The organism is Mesorhizobium sp. CCNWLY176 (assembly GCF_037153935.1).
In the GTDB taxonomy this organism is placed as follows: domain Bacteria; phylum Pseudomonadota; class Alphaproteobacteria; order Rhizobiales; family Rhizobiaceae; genus Mesorhizobium_M; species Mesorhizobium_M zhangyense.
Window position 1 is genome coordinate 152210 of sequence record NZ_JBBBDZ010000009.1, and the last position, 24664, is coordinate 176873.

Genomic DNA, 24664 nt, shown 5'->3' on the forward strand with positions numbered 1-24664 from the left:
GTCTATCCTAACCGCGTCGGTATGCGTGCTTCGAGCCGGCGGAAAATGAACACGATAATGCCGGTGATGCAAAGGTAGATCAGTGCCAGAAGAAGCAGTGGTTCATAGACGATGTAGGTGTCCTGCCGCACCCGCGATGCCACCGCATAGATGTCGACAACGGTGATCGTTGCCACCAGCGGCGTGGCCTTCAAAAGCAGGACGCTTTCCCCGCCCAGCGTCGGCAAGGCACGCTGCACCGCCTGCGGAAACCAGATGCGCCAGAAGATCTTCCAGCGCCGCATGCCATAGGCGCGCGCCGCCTCGAGCTGGCCGTGCGGCACGCCGGCGAAGGCACCGCGCATCACCTCGCCGACATAGCCGCCGGTCGAAAGCGTCAGCGCCAGCACGGCATAGGGCCATGCCTGCCGCAGATAGGGCCACAGCCACGACTGCCGGATTGCCGGAAACTGCGGAAACAGCGACCCCAGTCCGTAATAGAGCAGCCAGAGCTGTAGCAGCAACGGCGTGCCCCGTATGACGGTGCAGAAGGCATTGGCGGGCCAGGCCAGCCACCACGGGCCGACCGCCTGGGCGAGGCCGAGCGGAACGGCTAGCAGGAAGCCGAGCACCGCCGTGACCAGCATGATCCAGATCGTTCGCCAGATGCCCTGCAAAGCGAGGTCGTAATAGTTGGGGATCCAGTCCCAGCGCATGAAATAGACAGCCGAGCCGAACAGCGCGATCCCAATCGCGATCAGGCCGATGCGGTGCGGCTGGAGCCAGCCGAGCGCGCGCTGCGTTCGCGTCGTGTTGACGAGATCGATCGACATCAGCGCCCCTCCGCGATCGAGGGCATGCCGCGCCGCGACCATCGCTCTATGCGCGCGATGATGACGTTGGAAAACAGCGTCAGCAGAAGATAGAGCCCGCCCGCCGCGAGGAAGAAGGTGAAATAGGCCTTGGTCGTGCCTGCCGCCTGCCGCGTTTCCAGCGTCAGTTCGTTGAAGCCGACGACGGCCAGAAGAGCCGTGTCCTTGGTGGCGATCAGCCACAGATTGGCAAGGCCCGGAATGGCGAAGGGCAGCATGGCCGGCATGGTGATGCGCCGCATCAAAAGGCCGGGCGACATGCCATAGGCGCGCGCCGCTTCGATCTGGCCCTGCGGCACGGAAAGGATCGCGCCGCGCAGCACCTCGGTGGCATAGGCACCCTGCACGAAGCCCAGCACGGCGATGCCGGCCACAAGCCCGTTGATGTCGATGCGGGTGTAGCCAAGTCCTTCCAACGCACGATTTATGAGATCGGCGCCGGCGTAATAGAGCAGCAGGATCAGCACCAGTTCCGGCACGGCGCGCACGACGGTGGTGTAGACTTCCATCAGGTCGCGGACGATCGGCCCGCCATAGAGCTTGCCATAGGCGCCGGCGGTGCCGATCAGCAGGCCGAGCCCGAAAGCGCCGAGCGCGATCTGGACGGAGTTGGCCAGACCACGCAGCAGGTTCCCGCCCCAGCCCGGTGGGGCTGGGGACAGGAGTTCGATTGCTCCAAGCTGGAGAAGCGGGGAGAAGAGGTGGTCGAGGCTCACGGCCCGATCGATCGCTTACTCGCCGTAGATGTTGAAATCGAAGTATTTCTTCGCAATCTCGTCATACTTGCCGTTGGCGCGGATGCCCTTGATCGCGGCGTTGATCTTCTCCTTCAACTCGGTGTCTTCCTTGCGCAGGCCGACGCCGACGCCCGGCCCGAGCACTTCGAGGTCGTCGGCCACCGTGCCCTTCATGTCGCAGCATTCCTTGCCCTGATCGGTCTTCAGGAAGTCGTTCAGTGCGATGGAATCGGCCTGCACCGCGTCGATGCGGCCGGCGGCCAGGTCGGCATTGGCCTCGTCCTGCGTCTGGTAGATCTTGATCTCGGCAGCCGTCGGGCCGAAATGCTTCTTGGCGTAGACCTCATGCACGGTCGACACCTGCACGCCGATGATCTTGCCTTTCAGTCCCTCGGGCGAGGCGTCGAAGGTCTCGCTCTTCGGGCCGATGATGCCGGTCGGCGTGTTGTAGTATTTGTCGGAGAAGGCGATCGTCTTTTCACGCTCGGCGGTGATCGACATGGAGGCGGCGATCATGTCGATCTTCTTGGTCGTCAGCGCCGGAATGATGCCGTCCCAGGATATCGGCGTGATCACGCATTCAAGCTTGGCCTCGGCGCACAGCGCTTCGGCGACCTGGACTTCCCAGCCGTCCCATTTGCCCGAGGCATCGGGCGAGGCGAAGGGCGGATAGGGCTCGGCGGCGATGCCCACCTTCAGCGGCTCGGCGTTAGCGCCCACCGCGCCGGACAGGCCAAGCGCCAGGGCGGCGACAGCCAGTTTGAGACTTTTGATCATCTGAGACTCCCATTTTTCGTTGAGCTGAGTGTTCCCTTGTTCCATTCCGCCTTCAGCCAATGTTGCGGATGAATTGTTTGAGCCGTTCGGATTTGGGCGCGCCGAAGATTTGCTCCGGCGGGCCTTCCTCCTCGACCAGTCCGTTGTAGAGGTAGATGACGTGGCTCGCGACTTCGCGGGCGAATTTCATCTCGTGGGTGACGAGGATCATGGTGCGTCCCTCATGCGCCAGATCGCCGATCACGCGCAGCACTTCGCCGACCAGTTCCGGGTCGAGCGCCGAGGTCGGCTCGTCGAACAGCATCACGCGGGGCTGGATGGCGAGCGCGCGGGCAATCGCGCCGCGCTGCTGCTGTCCGCCCGACAGGAAGGCCGGATAGACATCGCGTTTCTCGGCAAGGCCGACGCGCGCCAGCAGCTTTTCGGCAGTGGCAATCGCTTCCTCGCGCTTGACGCCAAGCACATGCACCGGAACCTCGATGACGTTCTCGATCAGCGTCATATGGCTCCACAGATTGAAGCTCTGGAACACCATGCCGAGCTTGGAGCGTATGCGCTCGATCTGGCGGCGGTCGGCCGGCACGGTGTTGCCGTGGCTGTCGGCCTTGAGGCGGATTTCCTCGCCATTGACGCGGATGATGCCGCTGGTCGGGTTTTCCAGGCAGTTGATGCAGCGCAGCAGCGTCGACTTGCCCGAGCCGCTGCCGCCAATGATGGCCACGACATCGCCGTCGCGCGCCGACATCGACACGCCCTTCAGGACATGAAGCTGGCCGAATTTCTTGTGCAGGTTTTCGATGTGGATGGCTTCGGCGGCACCGTCCGATGCCGTCTTTCGTGTCGTGAGTGATGCGCCGCCGGCGCTCATCCACGACCCTTTGAGGGACGTTTCACCCTCGCTCGCAAGCTTGCCCCACAACCCGTCATCGCGTCACGCAACCATGTTCCACGCCAGCATGGACCCGATCGAGCAGGCCCGTCAATCCCGCCCATTACGGCACTTGCGACCTTGTTATGCAAGTGTATAAATACTCGAACGCCAGTCCAATTGTCATTTTTCAGCGCAAAGAGGCCTTCGTGAACGCTTTCGGCTCTCAGTCCATGGCGGCGCCGCTGCGGCGCGTGTTGATGCGCTCGGCTGCCAACGCAATGCGCGGCGCAGAGCGCGCTGCCTGGCATTACGGCCCGGGCTTCGATCCCGCGAAGGCTGCGATCCAGCATGCAGCTCTTGCCGAGATGGTGGCCGCTTCGGGCGCTGCCGTCGAATGGATCGAGGATCGCGAGGACGGCCTGTCGGATTCGGTCTTCACCCACGACCCGTCGCTGATGAGCGACCATGGCGCGATCATCCTGTCCATGGGCAAGGCATTGCGCAATACCGAGCCGGCGCTGCATGAGCAGACATACACCCGTCTCGGCATTCCGATCCTCGGGCGCATCGAGGCGCCGGGTCAGGTCGAGGGCGGCGATTGCGTCTGGGTAGACGCGAAGACGCTTGCCGTCGGCCGTGGCGTTCGCACCAACCAGTCCGGCATCCAGCAGCTCGCCAACATGCTGTCGCCGCATGGCGTCGAGGTCTATGGCTACGACCTGCCGCTCTGGCACGGCGAGGAAGCCTGCCTGCATCTGATGTCGGTGATCAGCCCGCTGGCCGACGATCTGGCGCTGGTCTATGCGCCGCTTCTGCCGGCGGCTTTTTATCAGTTGCTGAAGGCGCGCGGCATCACGCTCGTTCATGGCGATGCCGACGAATTTCATGCCTCGAACGGACTGAGCCTCAATGTCCTGCCGACCAGCCCGCGCGAAGTCATCGCGGTCGCCGGCTTCCCGAAGACGCAGGCTGCGATGGAAGCCGCCGGCTGCATTGTGAAAACCTTCGAGGCGGATGCTCTCTGCATTGCCTGCGAGGGTGGGCCAACCTGCCTGACGCGCCCGATCCTGCGCCAATGAATACGCCCGGGCGTCGCAAGTTTCGCCGCGAGGGCGAGGAGCGGCGGCGTCAGGACCTGATCGAGGCGACGCTGGATTGCGTTGCCGAGCGCGGCCTGCAAGGGGCAACGGTGCGCGCCATCGCCTTGCGTGCCGGCGTGACTGGCGGGCTTATCCGCCACTATTTCCCGGGCAAGGAAGAACTGTTGCAGGCCGCCTATGCGACCATCGTCGGGCGCATGACCGAGCAGGCCAAGGCGGCCCTCAGCCTTGAAGGCGCGGGGCCGAGGCGCAGGCTTGCAGCTTTCGTCGAGGCCAATCTCGCGCCGCCGGTAGTCGATGCGCGGGTCTTTTCGCTCTGGGCCGGGTTCATCGGCCGGGCTGTTTCCGACCCGGCGCTTTCGATCGCCCATCGCGAAGGCTATCTTGGTTTTCGCAACGAGGTCGAGGCACTGGTGGCCGAAGTCCTCAAGGCCGCGGGCCGGAACGCCGACGCCGGCGCGTTGCGCCGTCATGCCATCGCCATCAACGGCTTGATCGACGGCTTATGGATCGAAGGTTGTCTGGCTGCCGACATGTTCGAGAGTGGTGAGTTGGCCGAAATCGGCATCACGACGGTCGAGGCGCTGCTCGACCTGGATTTGCGGGGAGGAGAGGCGGCATGACGACCATAGGCGAGGCGCTGATATCGCTGCTCGAGGCGCACGGCGTGGACACGGTCTTCGGCATTCCGGGCGTGCACACGGTCGAACTCTATCGCGGGCTTGCCGGTTCGAAGATACGCCACATCACGCCGCGCCACGAACAGGGCGCGGGCTTCATGGCCGACGGCTATGCCCGCGTCACCGGCAAGCCGGGAGTGGCCTTCGTCATCACCGGGCCGGGGCTGACCAACACCATCACCGCCATGGGCCAGGCGCGCGCGGACTCGGTTCCCATGCTCGTCATCTCCGGCGTCAACGCGACGCCGACGCTGGGCAAGGGCCTTGGTTACCTGCATGAAATGCCGGACCAGCGCGGCATGATGGAAAAACTGGCGCTGTTTTCGCATCGTATTGTTGATGCCGGCGAACTGCCGGATGTTCTGGCGCGCGCCTTCGAACTGTTTGCGACAGGCCGTCCCGGCCCGGTCCACATCGAGATCCCAACCAATGTGATGGCGCTGCCCGCCGGCAGCCTTTCGGCGCGCGCCATCGGCGTCACTGCACCGCGGGCCGATATGAGCGCGATGGTGGAAGCGGCCAAATTGGCAGCCGCTGCAACCCGTCCGCTGATCCTCGCCGGCGGCGGCGCAAAGACGGCCGGAGCGCCGCTTCTGAAACTGGTCGAACTGCTCGACGCGCCGGTCGTCACCACCACCAATGCGCGCGGGCTGTTGCACAAACATCCGCTCGGCGTGCCGGCAAGCCCCAGCCTGAAGGCCATCCGCGCGCTGATGGCGGATGCCGATCTCGTCATCGCCGTCGGCACCGAGTTCGGCCCGACCGACTACGACATGTATGGCGACGGCGGCTTTATTCTCCCCGCCAATCTGGTGCGCATCGATATCGACGAAGCGCAGCTTGGCCGTCGGCCCGCGACGATCGACATCAGGGCCGACAGCGCCTTGGCGCTGGAAGCGCTCGCCGGTCTTGTCGAGGCTGACAGACGCAGCGACCGCGACAAGGCGTCCGGTGCCGCCCGCGCCACTGAGGCGCGGGACGCCGCATGGCAGGAGATCGGCGCGGATATGCGCGCGCAGGTCGCGGTGGTGGAAACCATTCGCGATGCGCTTCCGGGCTCGATCATCGTCGGCGATTCCACCCAGCCGGTCTACGCCGCCAATCTCTATTACGACCACGACCGCCCCGCCGGCTGGTTCAACGCGGCAACGGGCTTCGGCGCGCTGGGCTATGGCCCGCCGGCGGCGATCGGTGCCGCACTTGCCCTGCCGGATGTGCCGGTCGTCTGCCTCTCCGGCGATGGCGGCTTCCAGTTCACGCTGTCGGAACTGGGCGCCGCACTCGATGCGAACGCGCCGGTGGTCTTCGTTATCTGGAACAATCGCGGCTACCGCGAAATCGAAACTTCCATGCGCGATGTCGGCGTCGAGCCGGTCGGCGTGTCGCCCGCGCCGCCGGATTTCTGCCGCCTTGCGGAAGCCTATGGCATCGCCGCCGAACGGCTCGATGATCTGTCCGATCTCGCTGCCGCGCTAAAGCGGGCACGAGCGACGAAAAAGCCCTATCTGATCGAAATCACGGTGGCCTGATCCGCTATCGTGCAACCGAGAGGGTCGGGCAGGCGGGCTGGCTGCCATCCGTGCCGACGTAGCGATAGATGCGCAGCGGCGAAGATGGGTCCGTTGCGCATTCGCTCAGCCACTCCGGCGGGCGTCCCTCGATCAGTGCCGACGCGAAAGAATAGCCGTTCTCCAGCCATGCAAGCGGTTTGCCGCGCCAGGCGCAGATGGCGACATGCGTTGCCTTTGCTTCATCGACAATTGCCCGCGGGTTCTCGGTTTGCGGGTCGAGAAAGCGGTAGGCGCGCTCGATGCCGTGGCCGGCATTGTGGAAGGGTATGGCGACGATCGAAAGGTTCGGGTTCGGCGAAAGCAGATGTATCCCGACGAGTGGAGACGAGAGGACGCGCGACCCTGCCGGCCAGTCGAATTTCGGAGTGGCAATAAGATCGCAGCTATCGGCCAGTTGCCCCGCCGGCGCATTCGGTTCGGCTGGTTTTACCGCCAGATGGAACAGCAGCAGGGCCAGGGACAACACCAGCCCCGGCACCAGCAGGAGATATTTCTGCGATGGCGCCGCGTAGTTCCGCACCGTCATATAGGTCTCTATTTTCAGGCGCATCGGGAAGAAAGCCGCGAACACCAGCGGCAGGCCCAGGCCGGCAAACAGCGGGACGTAGCGGAAATAGCGAAACCAGACGACCGACTGGACGACGGCCAGGATTGAAAAGAGCGCGAGAATGATCAGCGAACGGTCGCGCACCTTTCCCACCCCGACAATCATGGCTGGAGCCAGCGCGCCGATGAAGAAAATGAGTATGCTGGCAATGCCGCTGGAGAGGACGAAATTGCGTCGCGTCAGCAGCGATTTTTCCTGCCCGATCCAGTTAAGCCAGTTGTCGCGGGCATAGTCGCTGAGCACCGCATAGGGGCCGTTGAGGCATTGCGGAAACAGCCCGATCGTCACAACGAGGCTCGCTCCGGCAAGGCCCACCAGCAGCCCCGCTCGAAGCATCCATCCGCCGCGCTCCCTTAGCAACAGCGGCAGGGCGATGAACGTACCGCCGGCGCAGGCCAGAGCAAGCAGATGGGGGGCGGAGTAGCTGTCGCAGCGCGCGACGGCATAGGTTCCGAAAGGAACGATTGCGAGGAAAAGAACGACGGCGCCCGCGCTCAGCGTCGCGCCGAACGATGCCAGACGCATCGCGCCGTCACGCGCCGAAAAGATGAAGTCGAATGCATAGACGGCCATTACCAGCGCGAAGAAGGCCGCGAATTCCGTGCTTATCGCCAGTGCCAGCGCCGCTATCGCGCCGTTGGCTGCGGCGGCACCGCGGCGCTCCGACATCAGCAGCGCGACCGCCGCCAGAAGCAGAAGCATCTCCAGATTGTGGTAGTCGATGCGACCCGGTTCGAACTCGAAAAAGCTGCGAACGGCAAAGAGGATGGCCAGCGGCAGGGCGGCGGCGGGGGTCTGGAAGCCGATGGCGGCCAGTATGCGATAGAAGAAGTACAGTGCCGGCAGGAGCATCAGGAGGGGAACCGCGAAGCTCGCGACCGACAATGCCGGCTCCAGGCCGATGAAAGGCCTCAGCAGCCAGGTGACCAGCGCATAGGGCAGGTCGACGATCCACGGCCAGTGGGTGACGAACGGCTCGGGCTGGAGAATATTCGGAAGCGTTCTGTCGTAGATGTTTCCCGTTTCGACGAGGAAGCGGATTTCATGCAGCTTCAGAAGGTCGTCGACATCGCCATTCAGGTTGGCGCCCATCCACCACAGAAACGTGCACAGCAGCGCCAGCACGATCCAGGTGCAGACCACCGGATATTGGGCGTAGCCGGTACGCAGCCAGCTCGTTTGTAGGCCGGAATCTCGATCGGAATTCTGAACTGTCACGCGAAGCCCCCCGCTTCACCGCATAGTCTTGGCGCAGTCTTAGCGCGCGGACCTTGCTGTCCGGTAAATGCGCAGCCGGCCGGCACCTCGGCGTTTAACCTCGACGGTCAATGAAGGTCGAGCATATCCTTGGGCGGTGCAATCGTCACGGACCAGTCCGTCGGCCGCTCGATCATGCGGTGCACACGGGGTGGCTCCTGCCCGCTGTGCAGCTTTCGCACACGCTCGCCGACGATGGCGTCAGCGTGGGTTATGCGCTGGTTGTGCCGCACATATTCGACCCAGGTCGGCGTGTGGTAGGTCTCCATCCACAGTTCCGGATTTTCCAGGTCGCGCGCCAGCGTCCATTGCCTGGCCCCGTCGCGCCGGCGCACGCGTCGGCGCTCGGCCATCGCGTCGAGGAATTCGGCGGTGTCCTTCAGCGCGATGACATACTCGATCATGATGACGATCGGGCCGCTGCGCGGCTTCACGTCGAGCGCCAGATGCGGCTCCTTCCAGCGGTTGAGCGGATCGAGATTGAGGGATGTCTGTTCCGGCAGCGTGAACCATTTCAGCCCGAGTGCAGCACCCGCGATCATCAGGGCCGCCGATGCAAGCAGTGCCTGGCCCGCACCGTGATTCTCGGCGATCACGCCCCAAATCCAGCTTCCCAGCGCCATGCCGCCGAAGGTCGCCGTCTGGTAGAGCGAGAGCGCGCGCCCGACCACCCAGCGCGGCGTCGACATCTGCACGGTGACGTTGAACAGCGAAAGCGAGATCACCCAGCTGCCGCCGCCGATAAGCAGCGCCGCGCAGGTAAGCCAGGCCATCTGGCTCAGCGCTGCAACGCTTGCGCAGACGGCAAAACCCATGAAGCCAAGGCGCACGATCCATTCGCTGCTCAGCTTCTGCCGCAGCCATGCGTTGATCAGCGCGCCGCCGACCGCGCCGATGCCGAAGGCGCCGAGCAGGACGCCATAGAGCAGGGGGCCGCCTTGCACGATGTCGCGCGCGACCAGCGGCAGCAGGGCGAGCACCGAGATTGCCGTGAAGCCGAAGACGAAGCCGCGCAGCAGAACCTTTTCGATATTGGGCGACATGGCGACATAGCGCAGTCCTGCCGTCATCGCGATACCCAGGGTCTCGCGCGGCAGCGTGCTGGGCGTTTCCTTCTGCTTCCAGCGCGACAGCACGAAGAGCAGCGGCAGATAGCTGACCGCGTTCACGGCAAATGCTGCCGCCGCACCTGCCGCGGCGACGATGATGCCACCGATGGCCGGACCGACACTGCGGGTCAGGTTGAAGCCCATGCTGTTGACGGACACTGCCGCGGGCAGGTCGCTGCGCGGAACCATGTCGCCGACGGCGGCCTGCCACGAAGGATTGTTGAGTGCAGTGCCACAACCGAGCAGGAAGGTGAAGGAAAGGAGCAGCCAGGGCGTCAGGAAGTTGAAATATGCGGCCAGCGTCAGCGCAATGGAAACTGCGAACATGAAGGCCTGGGCGGTAAGCATCACCTTGCGCCGGTTGTAGTTGTCGGCAATCGCGCCCGAAGCCAGCGAGAAAAGCATGATCGGCAGGGCGGTCGAGGCCTGGACCAGCGCCACCATATCGGCCGAGTTCGAGATCGCGGTCATCATCCAGGCAGCGCCGACGCTCTGGATCAGCCCGCCGAAGTTGGAAGCCAGGCTGGCAAACCATACCGACCGGAAGATGCTGTGCTTGAAGGGCGCAAGGGCTGAGGTCCGGTCGGGCGCTGGCTGGTCGTTCATCTCTGGCTGCGGCGCGTCTGTCATGTGAGTCGTTTATGCCGTGCAAAGCCTAAAGCAACAAGCATAGCGAAGAAATCCATTCCGCATGGGCCAAAAGAAAAACCCCGCCGGATTGCTCCGGCGGGGTTTCGTTCACAGGCGGTCAGTGACGAAAGATCACTCGCCGCCGCGGTTCTTCAGGGCAGCGCCCAGGATGTCGCCGAGCGAAGCGCCGGAGTCGGTCGAGCCGTACTGGGCAACCGCTTCCTTCTCTTCGGCGATTTCCAGCGCCTTGATGGAGACCTGGATCTTGCGGGTCTTCTTGTCGAAGGCGATGACGCGTGCATCGACCTTCTGGCCGACGGTGAAGCGCTCGGGGCGCTGCTCGTCACGGTCGCGCGACAGGTCGTTGCGCTTGATGAAGGTCTCGACATCGTGGTCGACGAGCCGAACTTCCAGGCCGCCGTCCTTGACGCCGATGACTTCGCAGGTCACGACCGCGTTCTTGCGCAGTTCACCCGAAGTTGCAGCTTCGCCGACAGCATCACGCGAAAGCTGCTTGATGCCGAGCGAGATGCGCTCCTTGTCCTGATCGACGTCGAGCACCTGCGCCTTGACGATGTCGCCGCGGTTGTACTCTTCGATGACCTGCTCGCCCGGACGGTTCCAGTCGAGGTCGGACAGGTGGACCATGCCGTCCACGTCGCCTTCCAGGCCGATGAACAGGCCGAACTCGGTCTTGTTCTTGACCTCGCCCTCGACGACAGCACCGACCGGATGGTTGCGTGCGAACGCTTCCCAAGGATTCTCGAGCGTCTGCTTGAGGCCGAGCGAAATGCGGCGCTTGGCCGGGTCGACCTCGAGCACGACAACGTCGACTTCCTGCGTGGTCGAGAGGATCTTGCCGGGATGCACGTTCTTCTTCGTCCACGACATTTCCGAAACGTGGATGAGGCCCTCGATGCCCGGCTCCAGCTCCACGAAGGCGCCGTAGTCGGTGATGTTGGTGACCGTGCCGGTGATCTTCTTGCCGATCGGGAACTTGGTGCCGATCTCGCTCCACGGATCGCTCTCGAGCTGCTTCATGCCGAGGGAGATACGGTGGGTTTCCTGGTTGATGCGGATGATCTGCACCTTGACCGTCTGACCGATGTTGAGGATTTCGGTCGGATGGTTGACGCGGCGCCATGCCATGTCGGTGACATGCAGCAGGCCGTCGATGCCGCCGAGGTCGACGAACGCACCGTAGTCGGTGATGTTCTTGACGACGCCTTCGACAACCTGGCCCTCTTCGAGGTTCTGCACGATTTCCGAACGCTGTTCTGCACGGCTCTCTTCAAGCACGGTGCGGCGCGAAACCACGATGTTGCCGCGACGGCGATCCATCTTCAGGATCTCGAAGGGCTGCGGGTTGTGCATCAGCGGGGAAACGTCGCGGATCGGGCGGATATCGACCTGCGAACGTGGCAGGAACGCCACGGCGCCGTCGAGATCGACCGTGAAGCCGCCCTTGACCTGGTTGAAGATGACGCCTTCGACGCGCTCACCCTTGTTGAATTTCTCTTCGAGCTTGACCCAGCTCTCTTCGCGGCGAGCCTTGTCGCGCGACAGCATGGCTTCGCCCAGCGCGTTTTCGATGCGCTCGACATAGACCTCGACGGTGTCGCCCACCTTGAGCTGGCCGTCCTTGGCCTTGGCGCCGAATTCCTTCAGCGGTACGCGGCCTTCGACCTTGAGGCCGACGTCGATGATGGCCATGTCTTTTTCAATGGCCGTGATGATGCCGCGAACAACCTGGCCTTCACCCGAGTGGCCGTCGGAAAACGACTCGTCGAGAAGGCTGGCAAAATCGTCGCGGGTTGGATTGGAAGCTGACATTGTTTCTCCTGGAAGGCTCTCGCATCTGCGGAGCCGGCGCCTTGGTTCGTGTTGCGTTTTGCCTGTTCAGCATCCCGGGCAAATGCCCTGGTGCCGCTTTCGCGGCGGTATTCGGCGCATGAGAATGCTGGCAGGCGGGTTATCCGGCCCAGATGATGCTTCGTGACCGCTTCAGCAAGCCACAACGCGAAACATCGGGATCAGATTTCGCTTCTCTTGGCTATTGCGTCGTCAATGATCGCTTTTGCCGCAATAAACGCGGTCTCTATAGACATTTCCGACGTATCGAGCAAGTGCGCGTCTGCGGCGGGCTTGAGCGGCGAGTCGGTACGGCCCATGTCGCGCTCGTCGCGAAGCTTGATGTCGGAGAGGATTTCGTCGAAATCCGCCTTGCCGCCACGCCCCTCGATGTCACGCAGACGGCGCATGGCGCGCACCTCGGCACTTGCGGTGACATAGAGTTTCACTTCCGCCTCGGGGCAAACGACGGTGCCGATATCGCGCCCGTCCAGCACCGCGCCGCCGTCCCGATCGGCAAAGGCGCGCTGCTTGTCGACCAGGATGCGGCGAACCTCCGCAATCACGGCAACACGCGAGGCAGCATCCGCCACCGTATGGGCCGACAACCCCTCGCGATCAAGATGGCCGAGATCGACCAGCCGCGCCGCCTCGATCGCATGCGCCTCGTCATCGAGCGGCCAGCCCTTCGCCAAAAGCATGTGCGCCACCGCGCGGTAGGTCAGGCCGGTGTCGAGATGCGGCAGGTGATAATAATCGGCCAGCCGCCGCGCGAGCGTTCCTTTGCCGGAAGCCGCGGGACCGTCGATGGCGATGATGAGGGAGCGAGACATGCCTTGCTTCAAGCGGAGAGGCCGCCAAAAGGCAAGAGCCTCGCCGGCCTACTCCACCTTTATGCCGGATTTTCGCGCCCAGTCCTTGTATTCCGGTTCGAACGGGAAGGGGGATGGCTCCCAGATATGCTCGACTTTGTATCCAGCAACTACAACCGCTTCTATTTCGCGCAGATAACGTCCTATGCCTGTATGGTCATCTGCGTCTAAAAGGGTGCAAAGCCGCCTCTCGTGGGCATAATCTGACGGCATTTCACTCGATGACCACCTTTTGGAATGCCATCGCATCAGCATTCGGGCAGCATCAAAGTTGCCCATCGCGAGTTCCAATCTGAAGTGAAGGGCCGCGCGCTGCCAGATTTGCAGGTCACCGTGCATGGCATAGGCGTAAAGCTTGTCGAATGTTGTCACAGATCTAAAAAATGGCAGGACGGAGGCCTCGATGTCGGCACACAGCTGCTCACTTAAAAGGTCTTCCGGCATGCTGCGTGCCGGCTCATCGGAATATTTGGTGCCTACTCCATCTATATTCATCAACTGCAGCACCGGCGGCAGGGCAAATATCGGGAATACAAACCATCGCGGGCGAAAAACACCCGCGATGCCGACTATATCGAAAACCAACGCGCAAAAGGCGTGTCGTACCGGGCGAAGAACAAGGAAGCGGTTCTCGATACAAATGTCGCTGTTTCGAAGCGACAACGGCGCCAGCAGGCGTTGGAAACGATTCTTACGGGGCATATTCAACTGGAAAGGTTGTTGGCCGCCAAAGATGTTTCAGTCCGAGTTCCTTCGCGGCCGCCTCTTCCACTTCCCGTAACACATGTGGAACTTCGGCGATGTCATCGGCCTCGAGCAGCAGGCATAGCCGTTGCACAAGAGAATAAATGGGACTCTCCCTTCCATATGTATCTACGGGGCGGTCGAACCATCGTTGGCGATGCCAGCGTCTGAGCATATGGGCCGCATCGATATTTCCCATCGCAAGCTCAAGCGGAAAATGCAGTTCGGGCGAGATCGAAATCGGCCTCGCACGGTTCATCAGGTATTCATAGCATGCTTCAAGGGAGTTCAGCCTTCGCAGTAAAGGCATATGCTGGTCTTCAATTTCAATGCAGGCTGTTTTCGAAATGGAATTCTTAGGTAGACTGACAGTCTTCCTAAACGGCCCGGCATCCTTTGCGGCAATCACACCCGAAACTGTGTTTGTTGAATCCTTCAGAAAAAGGATATCAACGGCCCATTCCAGATAAACTTGGTCGTCTGCGGAAGCCTGTTTGGTCAATATTCTCCTGCAGACGTGCGTTACGGGATCAAGAACTAAAAAGCCACCAGCGCAGGTTACGTCGGAGTTTGTCTCAAAAATCGGCTTGAGAATTGTTTCGATATGCGCCAACGCTGCTTCTTTTATGGTCTCTTCCATTGATAAATTCCGTAATATTTTCTTTGATCAATTTGGATTCTGGTTTGATAGTTGAAAGTTTAATTTGTAGGCCTTACCTCAATTATAATTATTCTTTTAAACGAGGGGTATTTTTCCTTTATGTTCTCGTAAATCTTCCAAAAGCGGTTTCGCGCGATTCCAGACGCTCCGGTTTTCAAGTCGTAGACACAAATTACATCGTTAGCTTGCTCTTCAATAATGTCTATTCGCACTGTGCCGCTGAGGCCGTAATAAGAAGCGTCTAGATCGGATTTGAAGATAGAAACTTCGGTCTTTAAGCTGGGGTCTTGGAGGCCATCAATGACCCTCTTGACGCCCATATGTACAGCCGTGCCGTATGCGCCCGAATTTTTGAACTGGCTCCGATTGAGCGAGTTCGCGACACGATTTGTTGTGGTTTGGACCAAAGGGAACCTAGGACACGCTGCTTCGACATCTTCGCGTTTTAGCTTGGATGTCCAGAGTGGTGGCTCTGAGGGACCATTTAAGCTCGGCCGAAGCTCATCCGCACGAAACGAAAAGACCGTATGCTCGTCAGGCTCCTGAGTGCTTAGCCACCAATTGTAAATTTCGGTTATGGCGTCAAGAACCACTTCGGCGGGGTACGAAAGCGGTTTTGTCGGTTGAAGCGGTTTCCTCGTATCAAAGAAAGCTGGCAAAAGGATAGGCTGCGAAACCGGCCCGTCGGGCGTCCAAGTTATTTCGCTGAGCAGATTGCCTCTTGCATCGAAGATACGTTGCGTATCGCCGTTATTTTCGAAAGTGACGCGGGTGCCGTTAGGTAGAGTTACCGTATTTCGTTCGATGCCCGGCGCCGGGTAGTCCGCGGCTATTCTGCTGCCATTGCGATTTACGATCGTGCGAGATGCGACAGAACCGTCCGGCCGATACTGCTCAGCATAGGACGACCAAGGCTGTTCGCCTGCCCGATCTTGGACCACGCGCTGCCTGGTTGCATCGGTTTGCAACGGACCGGCAAGTCCGCCACCAGCGCCGCCGCTATCGGTCCATTGGCCGCCCTCCGAGTTCCCGGTCGGAACACGAGGCTGATTGGGGTTGAAGTTGGCTTTGAGGTAGGTGCGCAGTAATCCGAGTTTGAATTTCAAGGCCGCGACCTGGAATCGTAGCTGGCTTTGGTAGCGTGGGTCGAATGAATTCCAGTTTGACATTGAAGCATCCTTTCCTTGATGCCTCAATTTTAAAGGATAATATTCCTATGTGGATAAGCGAAATACGTTTTTTGTGATGGCAAGCTTTGCGAGCAGCTAAGCGCCCTTCCGCCCCAAGATCGCCCCGATCACATACCCCGCCAGCAATCCGAATGCCGGCGGCAGGCTGAGGAACATATACGGCCCCCAGTCGCTGACCCGCTGCTGGTGCTGCACGCCGCCGATGCCGCTCAGGAAGTAATAGGCGATGAACAGGAGAGGGATGATGGCCAGGAAAATGGTCGCGCCTGTGCTGGGCTTGCCCCTCACTTTGCCGTCGATCTCGGTCCGCACGCTGGCATAGACCGTCCTGCCGGACCAGATCAGAAACGGAAAGCCCAGCATGAGATAGAGCAGGAAGGAAGTGGCGATCGAGCCCAGTTGCTCCAGCATTTTCTAGCCCGCCACGGCCTCCGAAACGGAAATCAGCGCGCCCATGCCCGTCATCAGGCCCATGAATTCCGGGAAGCTGGTGGCGATCATGGTCTGGTCGTCCACGCTCACCGGCTTCTCGGCGGTAAGACCCATGACCAGGAAGCTCATGGCGATGCGGTGGTCGAGATGCGTCTTCACCGTGCCGCCGCCCAGGCCCTTGCCGCCCGGCTTGCCGCGCACGGAAAGCGAGGCCTCGCCCTCGGTGCAGTCGACGCCGTTGGCTTCCAGCCCGCGCGCGACGGCGGCGAGGCGGTCGCTCTCCTTGACCCGCAATTCGTCGAGGCCCTGCATCAGCGTCTCGCCCTCGGCAAAGGAGGCCGCGACCGCCAGAACCGGATATTCATCGATCATCGAGGGTGCGCGCTCGGCCGGCACGGTCACGCCCTTCAGCTCGGACGAGCGCACGCGAAGGTCCGCGACATCCTCGCCGCCGGCATTGCGCCGGTTGAGAAGCTCGATCGACGCCCCCATTTCCAGAAGCGTGGTGATGAGCCCGGTGCGCGTCGGGTTCATCAGCACGTTTTCGATGGTGATGTCGGAGCCCGGCACGATGAGTGCCGCCACCAGCGGGAAGCCGGCCGACGACGGGTCGCCGGGAACCGCGATCGTCTGGCCGGAAAGCTTGCCCTGGCCTTCGATGCGGATGTGGCGCACGCCGTCGCTGTCGGTTTCCACCTCGAGATTGGCTCCAAACCCTTTCAGCATCTTTTCGGTGTGGTCCCGCGTCATCACAGGTTCGATGACGGTGGTGATGCCCGGTGTGTTGAGGCCGGCCAGCAGCACGGCGGATTTCACCTGTGCGGAGGCCATCGGCACGCGGTAGCTGATGGGAGCGGCCTGCTTGGGCCCGCGCAGCGTGATCGGCATGCGGTCGCCGGGCGAAGCCTTCAGCACCTGCACGCCCATTTCGCGCAGCGGATCGAGCACGCGGCCCATCGGCCGGCCCGACAGCGACGCGTCGCCGATGAAAGTGGTTTCCATATCATAGGTGCCGACGAGCCCCATGGTCAGGCGCGAGCCGGTGCCGGCATTGCCGAAGTCGAGCGGTGCGGTCGGCTCCAGCAGGCAGCCATTGCCTGTGCCCTGGATGATCCATTCGGCGCCGCGCTTCTCGATATGCGCGCCCATCGCCTTCATCGCATCGCCGGTGCGCAGCACGTCTTCGCCTTCGAGAAGGCCGGTAATGCGGGTTTCGCCCGAGGCGAGGCCCCCGAACATGAAGGAACGGTGCGAGATCGATTTATCTCCCGGCATCCGGACTTTTCCGGAAAGAGACGGGGACTTCCGCGCGACGGCGGGCTGCGGGGCCGATTGGTGCGACATTATTAAACCTCTTGCGGAACACCGCAAAACATGCGTTTTCCAGATAGTGCGGCGGTCTCCTAGCATGGCAGGTCGTGCCGGTCATCCCCTCCGGCGCGGCTGTTGGGGTGCTTCGTTAGCTGGTACCAAAATTTCCGTTATTTGGCTTTGACAGGGCATCAAACTGTGGTTATGGGGACCAAACTTTGCATACGAGGCATAGACGGTGGCTAAACCAGAACTTGGCATAAAGCGCATCGATCCGGAAACCGGGCGTAAATTCTACGACCTGAACAAGGATCCGATCGTTTCGCCCTACACGGGCAAGACCTACCCCCGGTCTTATTTCGACTCGACCAGCATCAAGGCTGTCGAGGACGAAGAGGAAGAGGTCGAGGAGAAGGAAGTCGACGCCGAGGAAGAAGGCGCCGAAGTCGTTTCTCTCGAAGAAGCAGATGACGAGACCAAGGACGACGTTATCGAGATCGAGGACGAGGAAGACGTCGACCTCGGCGATGATGACGACGACACGTTCCTTGAAGATGAAGAGGAAGACGACGACGACGTCTCCGACATCATCGGCGTTGGCGACGACGACGAGACTTGAACCAATGCCGCGGTGCCGGGGTGCCGGCACTGCGGTGTAAGAAAAAGGCCTCAAGCAGGCTTGATCTTCCGACAAGGCGGCGCTAGAAGCCGCCTCACACCGGTTCGGGGCCAGCCCCGGTCGGACTACTCGCCGGAAACGGCGTCCGGGTTTTAAATTCGGAAAATGGGGCCATAGCTCAGCTGGGAGAGCGCCTGCATGGCATGCAGGAGGTCAGCGGTTCGATCCCGCTTGGCTCCACCAAATATTTCCAAGCGGTTGATTCTTCCGAAAGCTTTTCCCGGCGTGTTCTTGAACTGCGGAAAGGCACAAATTCGAAGTGCACCCCCGCAAGATCTCTACCCGCCGATCGGCTTCCACTCGAAAGCCAGTTCCTCCCGAAACGCAAAGCGCACAATATGGTCGGCGACGACCTGTTCCATTCGCGGCAAGTCGGAAGCTTCGACCTCGACCGTAAGCGTGGTCGGGCTTGCGTCCATATCGACCAGACGCCCTTCACCCAGATCGATATGCCCCTTGAGCGGGGTGAAATCGACCGTGAATTTGTGGCCCCAATGTTTGCAAAGCTGTTGCAGGTAGCGGCTTGCGTTCTCGGTTTCGACCACGGCTTTCGATTTCGGCACGATATTATTCCCTTTGCATGGCGGCGAAGCTTGCCTGGACGCCGTCTATCTAGGTCATAGGTAGCCGTTCTCACAGGTCGGTGGCGACCGTCAGGCTCGACGCACACATGATTGTTATCTGAGGTTGCGGTTCACGGTCCCTGTCGACGCTTAATGCGCCGGCCTGATCTCACCGTCCCCATCCAGCACCAGCGCATGGGCGTCGTCCCGGGTGAGGATCTTGGAGACGCGGGCAAAGCTCGTAAACGCCTTGCGCGCATCTTCGGTGGGAACCTGCTCGATCATTGCTTCCAGGCAGGCATTCATCGCCGTCTGATAGACTGGACCCTGCCGCCCGACAGGCCATTCCTGCAGGAAGGTCATGGCGTCGCCGACGCTGTAGATTTCCGTTACCGGTTGGCTGGGCTCGGGGCTTATGCGCACCGGTATGATGAACTGCAACCTGTCCATTTCAAACCTCGTCTCTGCCATCGCAGGCATTCGGCTTTTCCGCCGATATGGTGGCCGGCATCCGTCGCGCCAAGCGTTGACGCCGTCAATTCAGCCAAACGGGTGATCACACTTGCGGCATCGGACCGCTAACGCGGCGCGTTAGCAAAGGTTGCGCGCGGCAGCCCGAAGAGGATTCTGCGGCTTCGCAGGGTCATTCCATTGTGATATGTTGACATAAAGATGTCGTTATGTGACATGCGCAGACATGTCGCTTAAGGTGCAAAATATGTCGCAGTCAAATGACGCCCTCGATGCACTGTTCGGTGCCGTTTCGGCACCGCGCGATGGTGCGGAGATACGCGTCGCACTGGAAAAGGCGGCGCGCGAGCGCATCCTCATCCTCGACGGTGCGATGGGCACGCAGATCCAGGGGCTCGGCTTCGACGAGGATCATTTTCGCGGCGAGCGCTTCGGCGGCTGCGCCTGCCACCAGCAGGGCAACAACGACCTTCTGATCCTGTCGCAGCCGGCGGCGATCGAGGAAATCCACTACAAATACGCCATCGCCGGCGCCGACATCATCGAGACCAACACCTTCTCATCGACCTCCATCGCGCAGGCCGATTACGGCATGGAGGACATGGTCTATGACCTCAATCGCGACGGTGCGCGACTGGTGCGTCGCGCCGCGATCCGCGCCGAGCAGGAGGACGGCAAGCGCCGCTTCGTCGCCGGCGCGCTCGGGCCGACCAACCGCACCGCTTCCATCTCGCCCGACGTCAACAATCCCGGCTACCGCGCCGTCAGTTTCGACGATCTGCGCATCGCCTATGGCGAGCAGTTGCGCGGCCTGATCGATGGTGGCGCCGATTTGATCCTGATCGAGACGATCTTTGACACGCTGAACGCCAAGGCGGCGATCTTTGCCTGCAGCGAAGTCTTTGCCGAGAAGGGCATCGACCTGCCAATCATGATTTCCGGCACCATCACCGACCTTTCCGGCCGCACCCTGTCGGGCCAGACGCCGACGGCCTTCTGGCATTCGGTTCGCCACGCCAGCCCCTTCACCATCGGCCTCAACTGTGCGCTCGGCGCCAACGCCATGCGGGCGCATCTGTCCGAGATTTCGGATGTCGCCGACACCTTCGTCTGCGCCTATCCCAATGCCGGCCTGCCCAACGAATTCGGCCAGTATGACGAAAGCCCGGAATTCATGGCCGCACAGATCGAGGATTTCGCGCGCGAAGGGCTGGTCAACATCGTCGGCGGCTGCTGCGGCTCGACACCCGACCACATCCGCGCCATCGCCGAGGTCGTGAAGAAATATCCGCCGCGTGAAATTCCCGAGATCGAGCCGAAGATGCGCCTGTCGGGCCTCGAGCCCTTCGTGCTCACCGACGAAATCCCCTTCGTCAATGTCGGCGAACGCACCAACGTCACCGGCTCGGCCAAGTTCCGCAAGCTGGTCACGGCGGGCGACTACGCAGCCGCCCTCGATGTCGCGCGCGATCAGGTCGTCAATGGCGCGCAGATCATCGACATCAACATGGACGAGGGCCTGATCGATTCGCAAAAGGCGATGGTCGAATATCTCAACCTCATCGCCGCCGAGCCCGATATCGCCCGCGTGCCGGTAATGATTGATTCGTCCAAATGGGATGTGATCGAGGCCGGGCTGAAATGCGTTCAGGGCAAGCCGCTGGTCAACTCCATCTCGATGAAGGAAGGCGAGGAGGCTTTCCTGCATCATGCCAAGCTGTGCCGGGCCTATGGCGCGGCGGTCGTCGTCATGGCCTTCGACGAAAAGGGCCAGGCCGACACGCAGGCCAGAAAAGTCGAGATCTGCACCCGTGCCTACAAGCTGCTGACCGAACAGGCCGGCTTCCCGCCGGAAGACATCATCTTCGACCCGAACATCTTCGCGGTCGCCACCGGCATCGAGGAGCACAACAATTACGGCGTCGATTTCATTGAGGCCACCCGCGAGATCATCGAGACGCTGCCGCATGTCCATATCTCCGGCGGCGTCTCGAACCTGTCCTTCTCTTTCCGCGGCAACGAGCCGGTGCGCGAGGCCATGCACGCCGTGTTCCTCTACCACGCCATTCAGGTCGGCATGGATATGGGCATCGTCAATGCCGGCCAGCTCGCCGTCTATGAATCGATCGACCCGGAGCTGCGCGAAGCCTGCGAAGATGTCGTTCTCAACCGCCGCGATGATGGCACCGAGCGGCTGCTGGAGCTTGCCGAGCGCTACAAGGGCACGGCCGGCAAGGAGGCCAAGGAGCGCGATCTTGCCTGGCGCGAATGGCCGGTCGAGCAGCGTATCAGCCACGCACTGGTCAATGGCATCACCGAATTCATCGACGCTGACACCGACGAGGCGAGGCTGAAGGCCGAGCGGCCGCTGCACGTCATTGAAGGCCCGCTGATGGCCGGCATGAATGTCGTTGGCGATCTGTTCGGCGCGGGCAAGATGTTCCTGCCGCAGGTGGTCAAGTCGGCCCGTGTCATGAAGCAGGCGGTTGCCGGTCTGCTGCCGCATATGGAAGCCGAGAAGACCGCCAACGCCAAGAATGGCATTACTTCCAGCGGCCGCGAAAGCGCCGGCAAGATCGTGATGGCGACGGTGAAGGGCGATGTCCACGACATCGGCAAGAACATCGTCGGCGTCGTGCTGGCCTGCAACAATTACGAGATCATCGATCTCGGCGTCATGGTGCCGGCGGCGAAGATCCTGCAGACGGCTAGGGACGAGAAGGCCGATATCATCGGCCTGTCCGGGCTGATTACGCCCTCGCTCGACGAGATGGTGCATGTCGCTGCCGAGATGGAGCGCGAGGGTTTCAGCGTGCCCCTGCTCATCGGCGGCGCGACGACCAGCCGCGTGCACACCGCGGTGAAAATCCACCCGCGCTACAAGCGCGGCCAGACCGTCTATGTCACCGACGCCAGCCGCGCCGTCGGCGTGGTTTCCAGCCTGCTGTCGGCCTCGGCCAAGCCCGGCTATGTCGACAATGTGCGTGCCGAATACCGGAAGGTCGCGGACGCCCACGCCCGCTCCGAGGCCGACAAGCAGCGCCTGCCGCTGGCCAAGGCGCGCGCCAACGCCCACAGGATCGACTGGACGGCCTACCAGCCGCCAAAGCCGTCCTTCCTCGGAACGCGCACCTTCGAGAGCTGGGACCTTGCCGAACTCGCGCGCTACATCGACTGGACGCCCTTCTTCCAGACCTGGGAGCTGAAGGGCCGCTATCCGAAAATCCTCGAGGATGAAAAGCAGGGACCGGCCGCGCGCCAGCTGTTTGAGGATGCGCAGGCGATGCTGAAGAAGATCATCGCCGAAAAATGGTTCGCGCCGAAAGGCGTCATCGGCTTCTGGCCGGCCAATGCCGTCGGCGACGATGTCCGGCTCTACACGGACGAGGGCAGGGGGCAGGAACTCGCTACCTTCTTCACGCTGCGCCAGCAACTAGCCAAGCGCGACGGCCGCCCGAACGTCGCGCTGTCGGATTTCGTCGCACCCGCGGACAGCGGCAAGCCGGACTATATCGGCGGCTTCGTGGTTACGGCCGGGATCGAGGAAGTCGCGATCGCCGAGCGTTTCGAACGCGCCAATGACGATTACAACTCGATCCTCGTCAAGGCGCTGGCAGACCGCTTCGCCGAAGCCTTTGCCGAGCGCATGCACGAGAAGGTTCGCAAGGAATTCTGGGGCTATGCGCCGAATGAGGCCCTCGCGCCGGACGAGTTGATCGGCGAGCCGTATCAGGGCATCCGTCCTGCGCCCGGCTATCCCGCCCAGCCCGACCACACCGAGAAGGTGACGCTATTCAGACTGCTGGATGCCGAGCGCAATTCGGGCGTCAGCCTGACCGAAAGCATGGCCATGTGGCCCGGCTCGTCCGTCTCGGGCATGTACCTCTCGCACCCCGAAAGCTACTATTTCGGCGTCGCCAAGGTCGAGCGCGATCAGGTCGAGGATTATGCAGCCCGCAAGGATATGGCGGTGATCGATGTCGAGCGCTGGCTCGGGCCGATCCTTAATTACGTGCCGGTCCCGCATGCCGAGGCGGCGGAATAGCGGCGGATTTTTCCGCTGTCGCCTTTGCGCTTGGGCCATGTCGCTTTCGTATCGCCGCGCGCGCGGATTCGGTGATTATATCGGGGCACTTGAGGTGCTGGTTCGCTTGAGGGCGGACCGGAGAATTGGGAAGCCGGTTCAATGCCGGCGCTGCCCCCGCAACGGTGGTGGAGAATGTCGCGATGGGAGACCACTGGGCCGCAAATGGCTTGGGAAGGTGTTCGTGACGGGTCCTGCAGGACCGCTCCAGAGCCCGGAAACCAGCCTTGAGTGTTGTAAATTCGACTGATCGCGGTGGGCGATCAAGCGGCGGATTTTTGCGCGGACAGGCTCCAGCGGGCGTTGCCGTGCAATCGTTCTCCCCTGAAATCACCACCAGTTCAGTCCTTGGATAGCGAGGACAGGACATGGATGCGCGCAATGAGATGCTGCGGCAGTTACGCAACCGCCGCGAGGGCTTCAGCCTCGAGCAGGCTTTCTATATCGATCCGGACTATTTCAAGCTGGATCTCGACCTGATCTGGTACCGCGACTGGCTGTTCCTCGGCCATGATTGCGAACTGCCGAAGCCCGGCAGCTACATCACCGCGCAGATCGGCGATTATCCCGTGCTGGTCGTGCGCGACCAGAAGGGCGACATCCGCGCCTTCCACAATTCCTGCCGCCATCGCGGCTCGCGCGTCTGCACCGCGGAAAAGGGCACGACAGCCAAGCTCGTCTGCCCCTATCACCAGTGGACCTACGAGCTCGACGGCCGCCTGCTGTTTGCGCGCCAGATGGCCGAAGGCTTCGACAAGAACCAGTTCGGGCTGAAGCCTGTCGCCTGCGAAAGCGTTGGCGGCTATATCTTCATCTGCCTCGCCAAGGAGCCGGCGGACTTTGCGCCGATGCGGGCGCTGGTCGAGCCCTATCTCCTGCCGCACCGCCTGCGCGACGCAAAGGTCGCTTTTGAGAGCACCATCGTCGAGAAGGGCAACTGGAAGCTGGTCTGGGAAAACAACCGCGAGTGCTATCACTGCGCGGCGAACCATCCCGAACTGTGCAAGACCTTCCCGGAAGCCCCGACCGTCACCGGCGTCAACGGCGCCGAGAGCGACCCCGAAATGCTTGCCCATTGGGCGAAGTGCGAGGCTGTCGGCCTGCCGAGCAAATTCCGTATCGATGCCGGTGGCCAGTACCGCGCCACGCGTGCGCCGCTGCTGCGCGATGCCGTCAGCTACACGATGTCTGGCAAGCGGGCGGTGAAGAAGAACCTGTCCGATATAGTCACTGCCGACAAGATCGGCGCGCTGCTGCTCTATCACTACCCGACCACATGGAACCACGTGCTCGGCGACCACGCCGTTACCTTCCGCGTGCTACCCATCTCGGCGACAGAGACGGCCGTCACCACCAAATGGCTGGTCCACAAGGATGCGGTCGAAGGCGTCGACTACGACCTCGCCGAACTCACCCATGTCTGGACCGAAACCAACGACCAGGACCGCCGGATCGTCGAGGAGAACGCCTTCGGCATCAAATCGCCGGCCTATGAGCCCGGTCCCTATTCGGAAGAGCATGAGGGCGGCGTGATGCAGTTCGTCGAATGGTACTGCAACTTCATCGAACCGCGCCTGACGGACGGCGAAAAGCCGGCGCTGAGAAGCGTGGCTTAA

At 61.8% G+C, this 24664-nt stretch carries 21 protein-coding genes, 1 tRNA gene and 1 riboswitch; of the genes, 7 read left to right on the forward strand and 15 right to left on the reverse strand.

Translation table 11 applies throughout. The annotated features are described in order from the left end of the window. Positions 1 to 2 precede the first annotated feature (2 nt). From WBQ96_RS16690 to WBQ96_RS16705, 4 genes are all read right to left on the reverse strand, one after another. Positions 3 to 812 (reverse strand): ABC transporter permease, encoded by an 810-nt coding sequence (locus WBQ96_RS16690; RefSeq protein WP_336551717.1) that lies wholly within the window; start codon positions 810 to 812, stop codon positions 3 to 5. After that, positions 812 to 1477 carry an ABC transporter permease gene (locus tag WBQ96_RS16695; RefSeq protein WP_205826762.1) on the reverse strand — a complete coding sequence of 222 codons (666 nt, stop codon included), beginning with the start codon at positions 1475 to 1477 and terminating at the stop codon, positions 812 to 814. The genes WBQ96_RS16690 and WBQ96_RS16695 overlap by 1 nt, the downstream gene beginning before the upstream one ends. A gap of 105 nt (positions 1478 to 1582) precedes the next feature. Further along, positions 1583 to 2365: a transporter substrate-binding domain-containing protein gene (locus tag WBQ96_RS16700; RefSeq protein WP_336551715.1), complete on the reverse strand. Its 783-nt coding sequence runs from the start codon at positions 2363 to 2365 to the stop codon at positions 1583 to 1585. Positions 2366 to 2417: 52 nt separating this feature from the next. Beyond that, positions 2418 to 3233: an ABC transporter ATP-binding protein gene (locus tag WBQ96_RS16705; protein ID WP_336551713.1), complete on the reverse strand. Its 816-nt coding sequence runs from the start codon at positions 3231 to 3233 to the stop codon at positions 2418 to 2420. A gap of 209 nt (positions 3234 to 3442) precedes the next feature. Between WBQ96_RS16705 and WBQ96_RS16710 the strand changes: the two genes are divergently transcribed. Genes WBQ96_RS16710 through WBQ96_RS16720 form a run of 3 tightly spaced genes read left to right on the forward strand, consistent with a single transcriptional unit; the run spans position 3443 to position 6545 of the window. Continuing rightward, complete coding sequence (locus WBQ96_RS16710) at positions 3443 to 4315, forward strand: dimethylarginine dimethylaminohydrolase family protein (RefSeq protein WP_336551711.1); 873 nt, start codon at positions 3443 to 3445, stop codon at positions 4313 to 4315. Further along, positions 4312 to 4959 carry a TetR family transcriptional regulator C-terminal domain-containing protein gene (locus WBQ96_RS16715; protein ID WP_336551709.1) on the forward strand — a complete coding sequence of 216 codons (648 nt, stop codon included), beginning with the start codon at positions 4312 to 4314 and terminating at the stop codon, positions 4957 to 4959. Before WBQ96_RS16710 ends, WBQ96_RS16715 begins: the two co-directional genes overlap by 4 nt. Then, a complete protein-coding gene (locus WBQ96_RS16720) occupies positions 4956 to 6545 on the forward strand; it encodes a 5-guanidino-2-oxopentanoate decarboxylase (protein ID WP_336551707.1) in 1590 nt (529 codons plus the stop codon). Before WBQ96_RS16715 ends, WBQ96_RS16720 begins: the two co-directional genes overlap by 4 nt. Positions 6546 to 6549: 4 nt before the next feature. On the opposite strand, the gene WBQ96_RS16725 is transcribed toward WBQ96_RS16720, so the two are convergent. The 9 genes from WBQ96_RS16725 to aroA form a co-directional block, all read right to left on the reverse strand. After that, on the reverse strand, positions 6550 to 8412 hold the full coding sequence (locus WBQ96_RS16725; protein WP_336551706.1) for a hypothetical protein: 1863 nt from the start codon (positions 8410 to 8412) through the stop codon (positions 6550 to 6552). A gap of 107 nt (positions 8413 to 8519) precedes the next feature. Next, the gene (locus WBQ96_RS16730) at positions 8520 to 10166 is read right to left on the reverse strand and encodes an MFS transporter (RefSeq protein WP_336551705.1); all 1647 of its coding nucleotides are present in this window, start codon (positions 10164 to 10166) and stop codon (positions 8520 to 8522) included. Positions 10167 to 10322: 156 nt separating this feature from the next. Next, on the reverse strand, positions 10323 to 12023 hold the full coding sequence (rpsA, locus tag WBQ96_RS16735) for a 30S ribosomal protein S1 (RefSeq protein ID WP_336551704.1): 1701 nt from the start codon (positions 12021 to 12023) through the stop codon (positions 10323 to 10325). Between the two features lie 200 nt (positions 12024 to 12223). After that, positions 12224 to 12874: a (d)CMP kinase gene (gene cmk, locus WBQ96_RS16740; RefSeq protein ID WP_336551701.1), complete on the reverse strand. Its 651-nt coding sequence runs from the start codon at positions 12872 to 12874 to the stop codon at positions 12224 to 12226. A gap of 48 nt (positions 12875 to 12922) precedes the next feature. Then, complete coding sequence (locus tag WBQ96_RS16745) at positions 12923 to 13615, reverse strand: hypothetical protein (protein ID WP_336551699.1); 693 nt, start codon at positions 13613 to 13615, stop codon at positions 12923 to 12925. Then, positions 13605 to 14297, reverse strand: coding sequence for a hypothetical protein (locus tag WBQ96_RS16750; protein ID WP_336551697.1), 693 nt, complete (start codon positions 14295 to 14297; stop codon positions 13605 to 13607). Before WBQ96_RS16750 ends, WBQ96_RS16745 begins: the two co-directional genes overlap by 11 nt. A 59-nt stretch (positions 14298 to 14356) precedes the next feature. Then, the gene (locus tag WBQ96_RS16755; RefSeq protein ID WP_336551695.1) at positions 14357 to 15487 is read right to left on the reverse strand and encodes a hypothetical protein; all 1131 of its coding nucleotides are present in this window, start codon (positions 15485 to 15487) and stop codon (positions 14357 to 14359) included. 96 nt (positions 15488 to 15583) lie between these two features. Next, positions 15584 to 15919: a hypothetical protein gene (locus tag WBQ96_RS16760; RefSeq protein ID WP_336551693.1), complete on the reverse strand. Its 336-nt coding sequence runs from the start codon at positions 15917 to 15919 to the stop codon at positions 15584 to 15586. A 3-nt stretch (positions 15920 to 15922) separates the two neighbouring features. Further along, entirely contained in the window at positions 15923 to 17284 is a 1362-nt protein-coding gene (gene aroA / locus WBQ96_RS16765; RefSeq protein ID WP_336551692.1) for a 3-phosphoshikimate 1-carboxyvinyltransferase, read from the reverse strand. Between the two features lie 205 nt (positions 17285 to 17489). Here aroA and WBQ96_RS16770 point away from each other — a divergent pair, with 205 nt between their 5' ends. Both WBQ96_RS16770 and WBQ96_RS16775 read left to right on the forward strand, forming a co-directional pair. Then, positions 17490 to 17870, forward strand: a complete 381-nt coding sequence (locus WBQ96_RS16770) for a TIGR02300 family protein (RefSeq protein WP_336551690.1) — start codon at positions 17490 to 17492, stop codon at positions 17868 to 17870. A gap of 167 nt (positions 17871 to 18037) precedes the next feature. Continuing rightward, positions 18038 to 18113, forward strand: a tRNA-Ala gene (locus WBQ96_RS16775). 95 nt (positions 18114 to 18208) lie between these two features. Here the strand turns inward: WBQ96_RS16775 and WBQ96_RS16780 are convergent. Together WBQ96_RS16780 and WBQ96_RS16785 are read right to left on the reverse strand one after the other, a co-directional pair. Continuing rightward, positions 18209 to 18493 carry a DUF2218 domain-containing protein gene (locus WBQ96_RS16780; protein WP_336551687.1) on the reverse strand — a complete coding sequence of 95 codons (285 nt, stop codon included), beginning with the start codon at positions 18491 to 18493 and terminating at the stop codon, positions 18209 to 18211. 150 nt (positions 18494 to 18643) lie between these two features. Next, entirely contained in the window at positions 18644 to 18943 is a 300-nt protein-coding gene (locus tag WBQ96_RS16785) for a DUF982 domain-containing protein (protein ID WP_336552157.1), read from the reverse strand. 268 nt (positions 18944 to 19211) lie between these two features. Between WBQ96_RS16785 and metH the strand changes: the two genes are divergently transcribed. Together metH and WBQ96_RS16795 are read left to right on the forward strand one after the other, a co-directional pair. After that, positions 19212 to 23009: a methionine synthase gene (gene metH, locus WBQ96_RS16790; protein WP_336551685.1), complete on the forward strand. Its 3798-nt coding sequence runs from the start codon at positions 19212 to 19214 to the stop codon at positions 23007 to 23009. A gap of 75 nt (positions 23010 to 23084) precedes the next feature. Continuing rightward, positions 23085 to 23292: riboswitch (cobalamin riboswitch) on the forward strand. Between the two features lie 124 nt (positions 23293 to 23416). Further along, the gene (locus tag WBQ96_RS16795; protein WP_336551683.1) at positions 23417 to 24664 is read left to right on the forward strand and encodes an aromatic ring-hydroxylating oxygenase subunit alpha; all 1248 of its coding nucleotides are present in this window, start codon (positions 23417 to 23419) and stop codon (positions 24662 to 24664) included.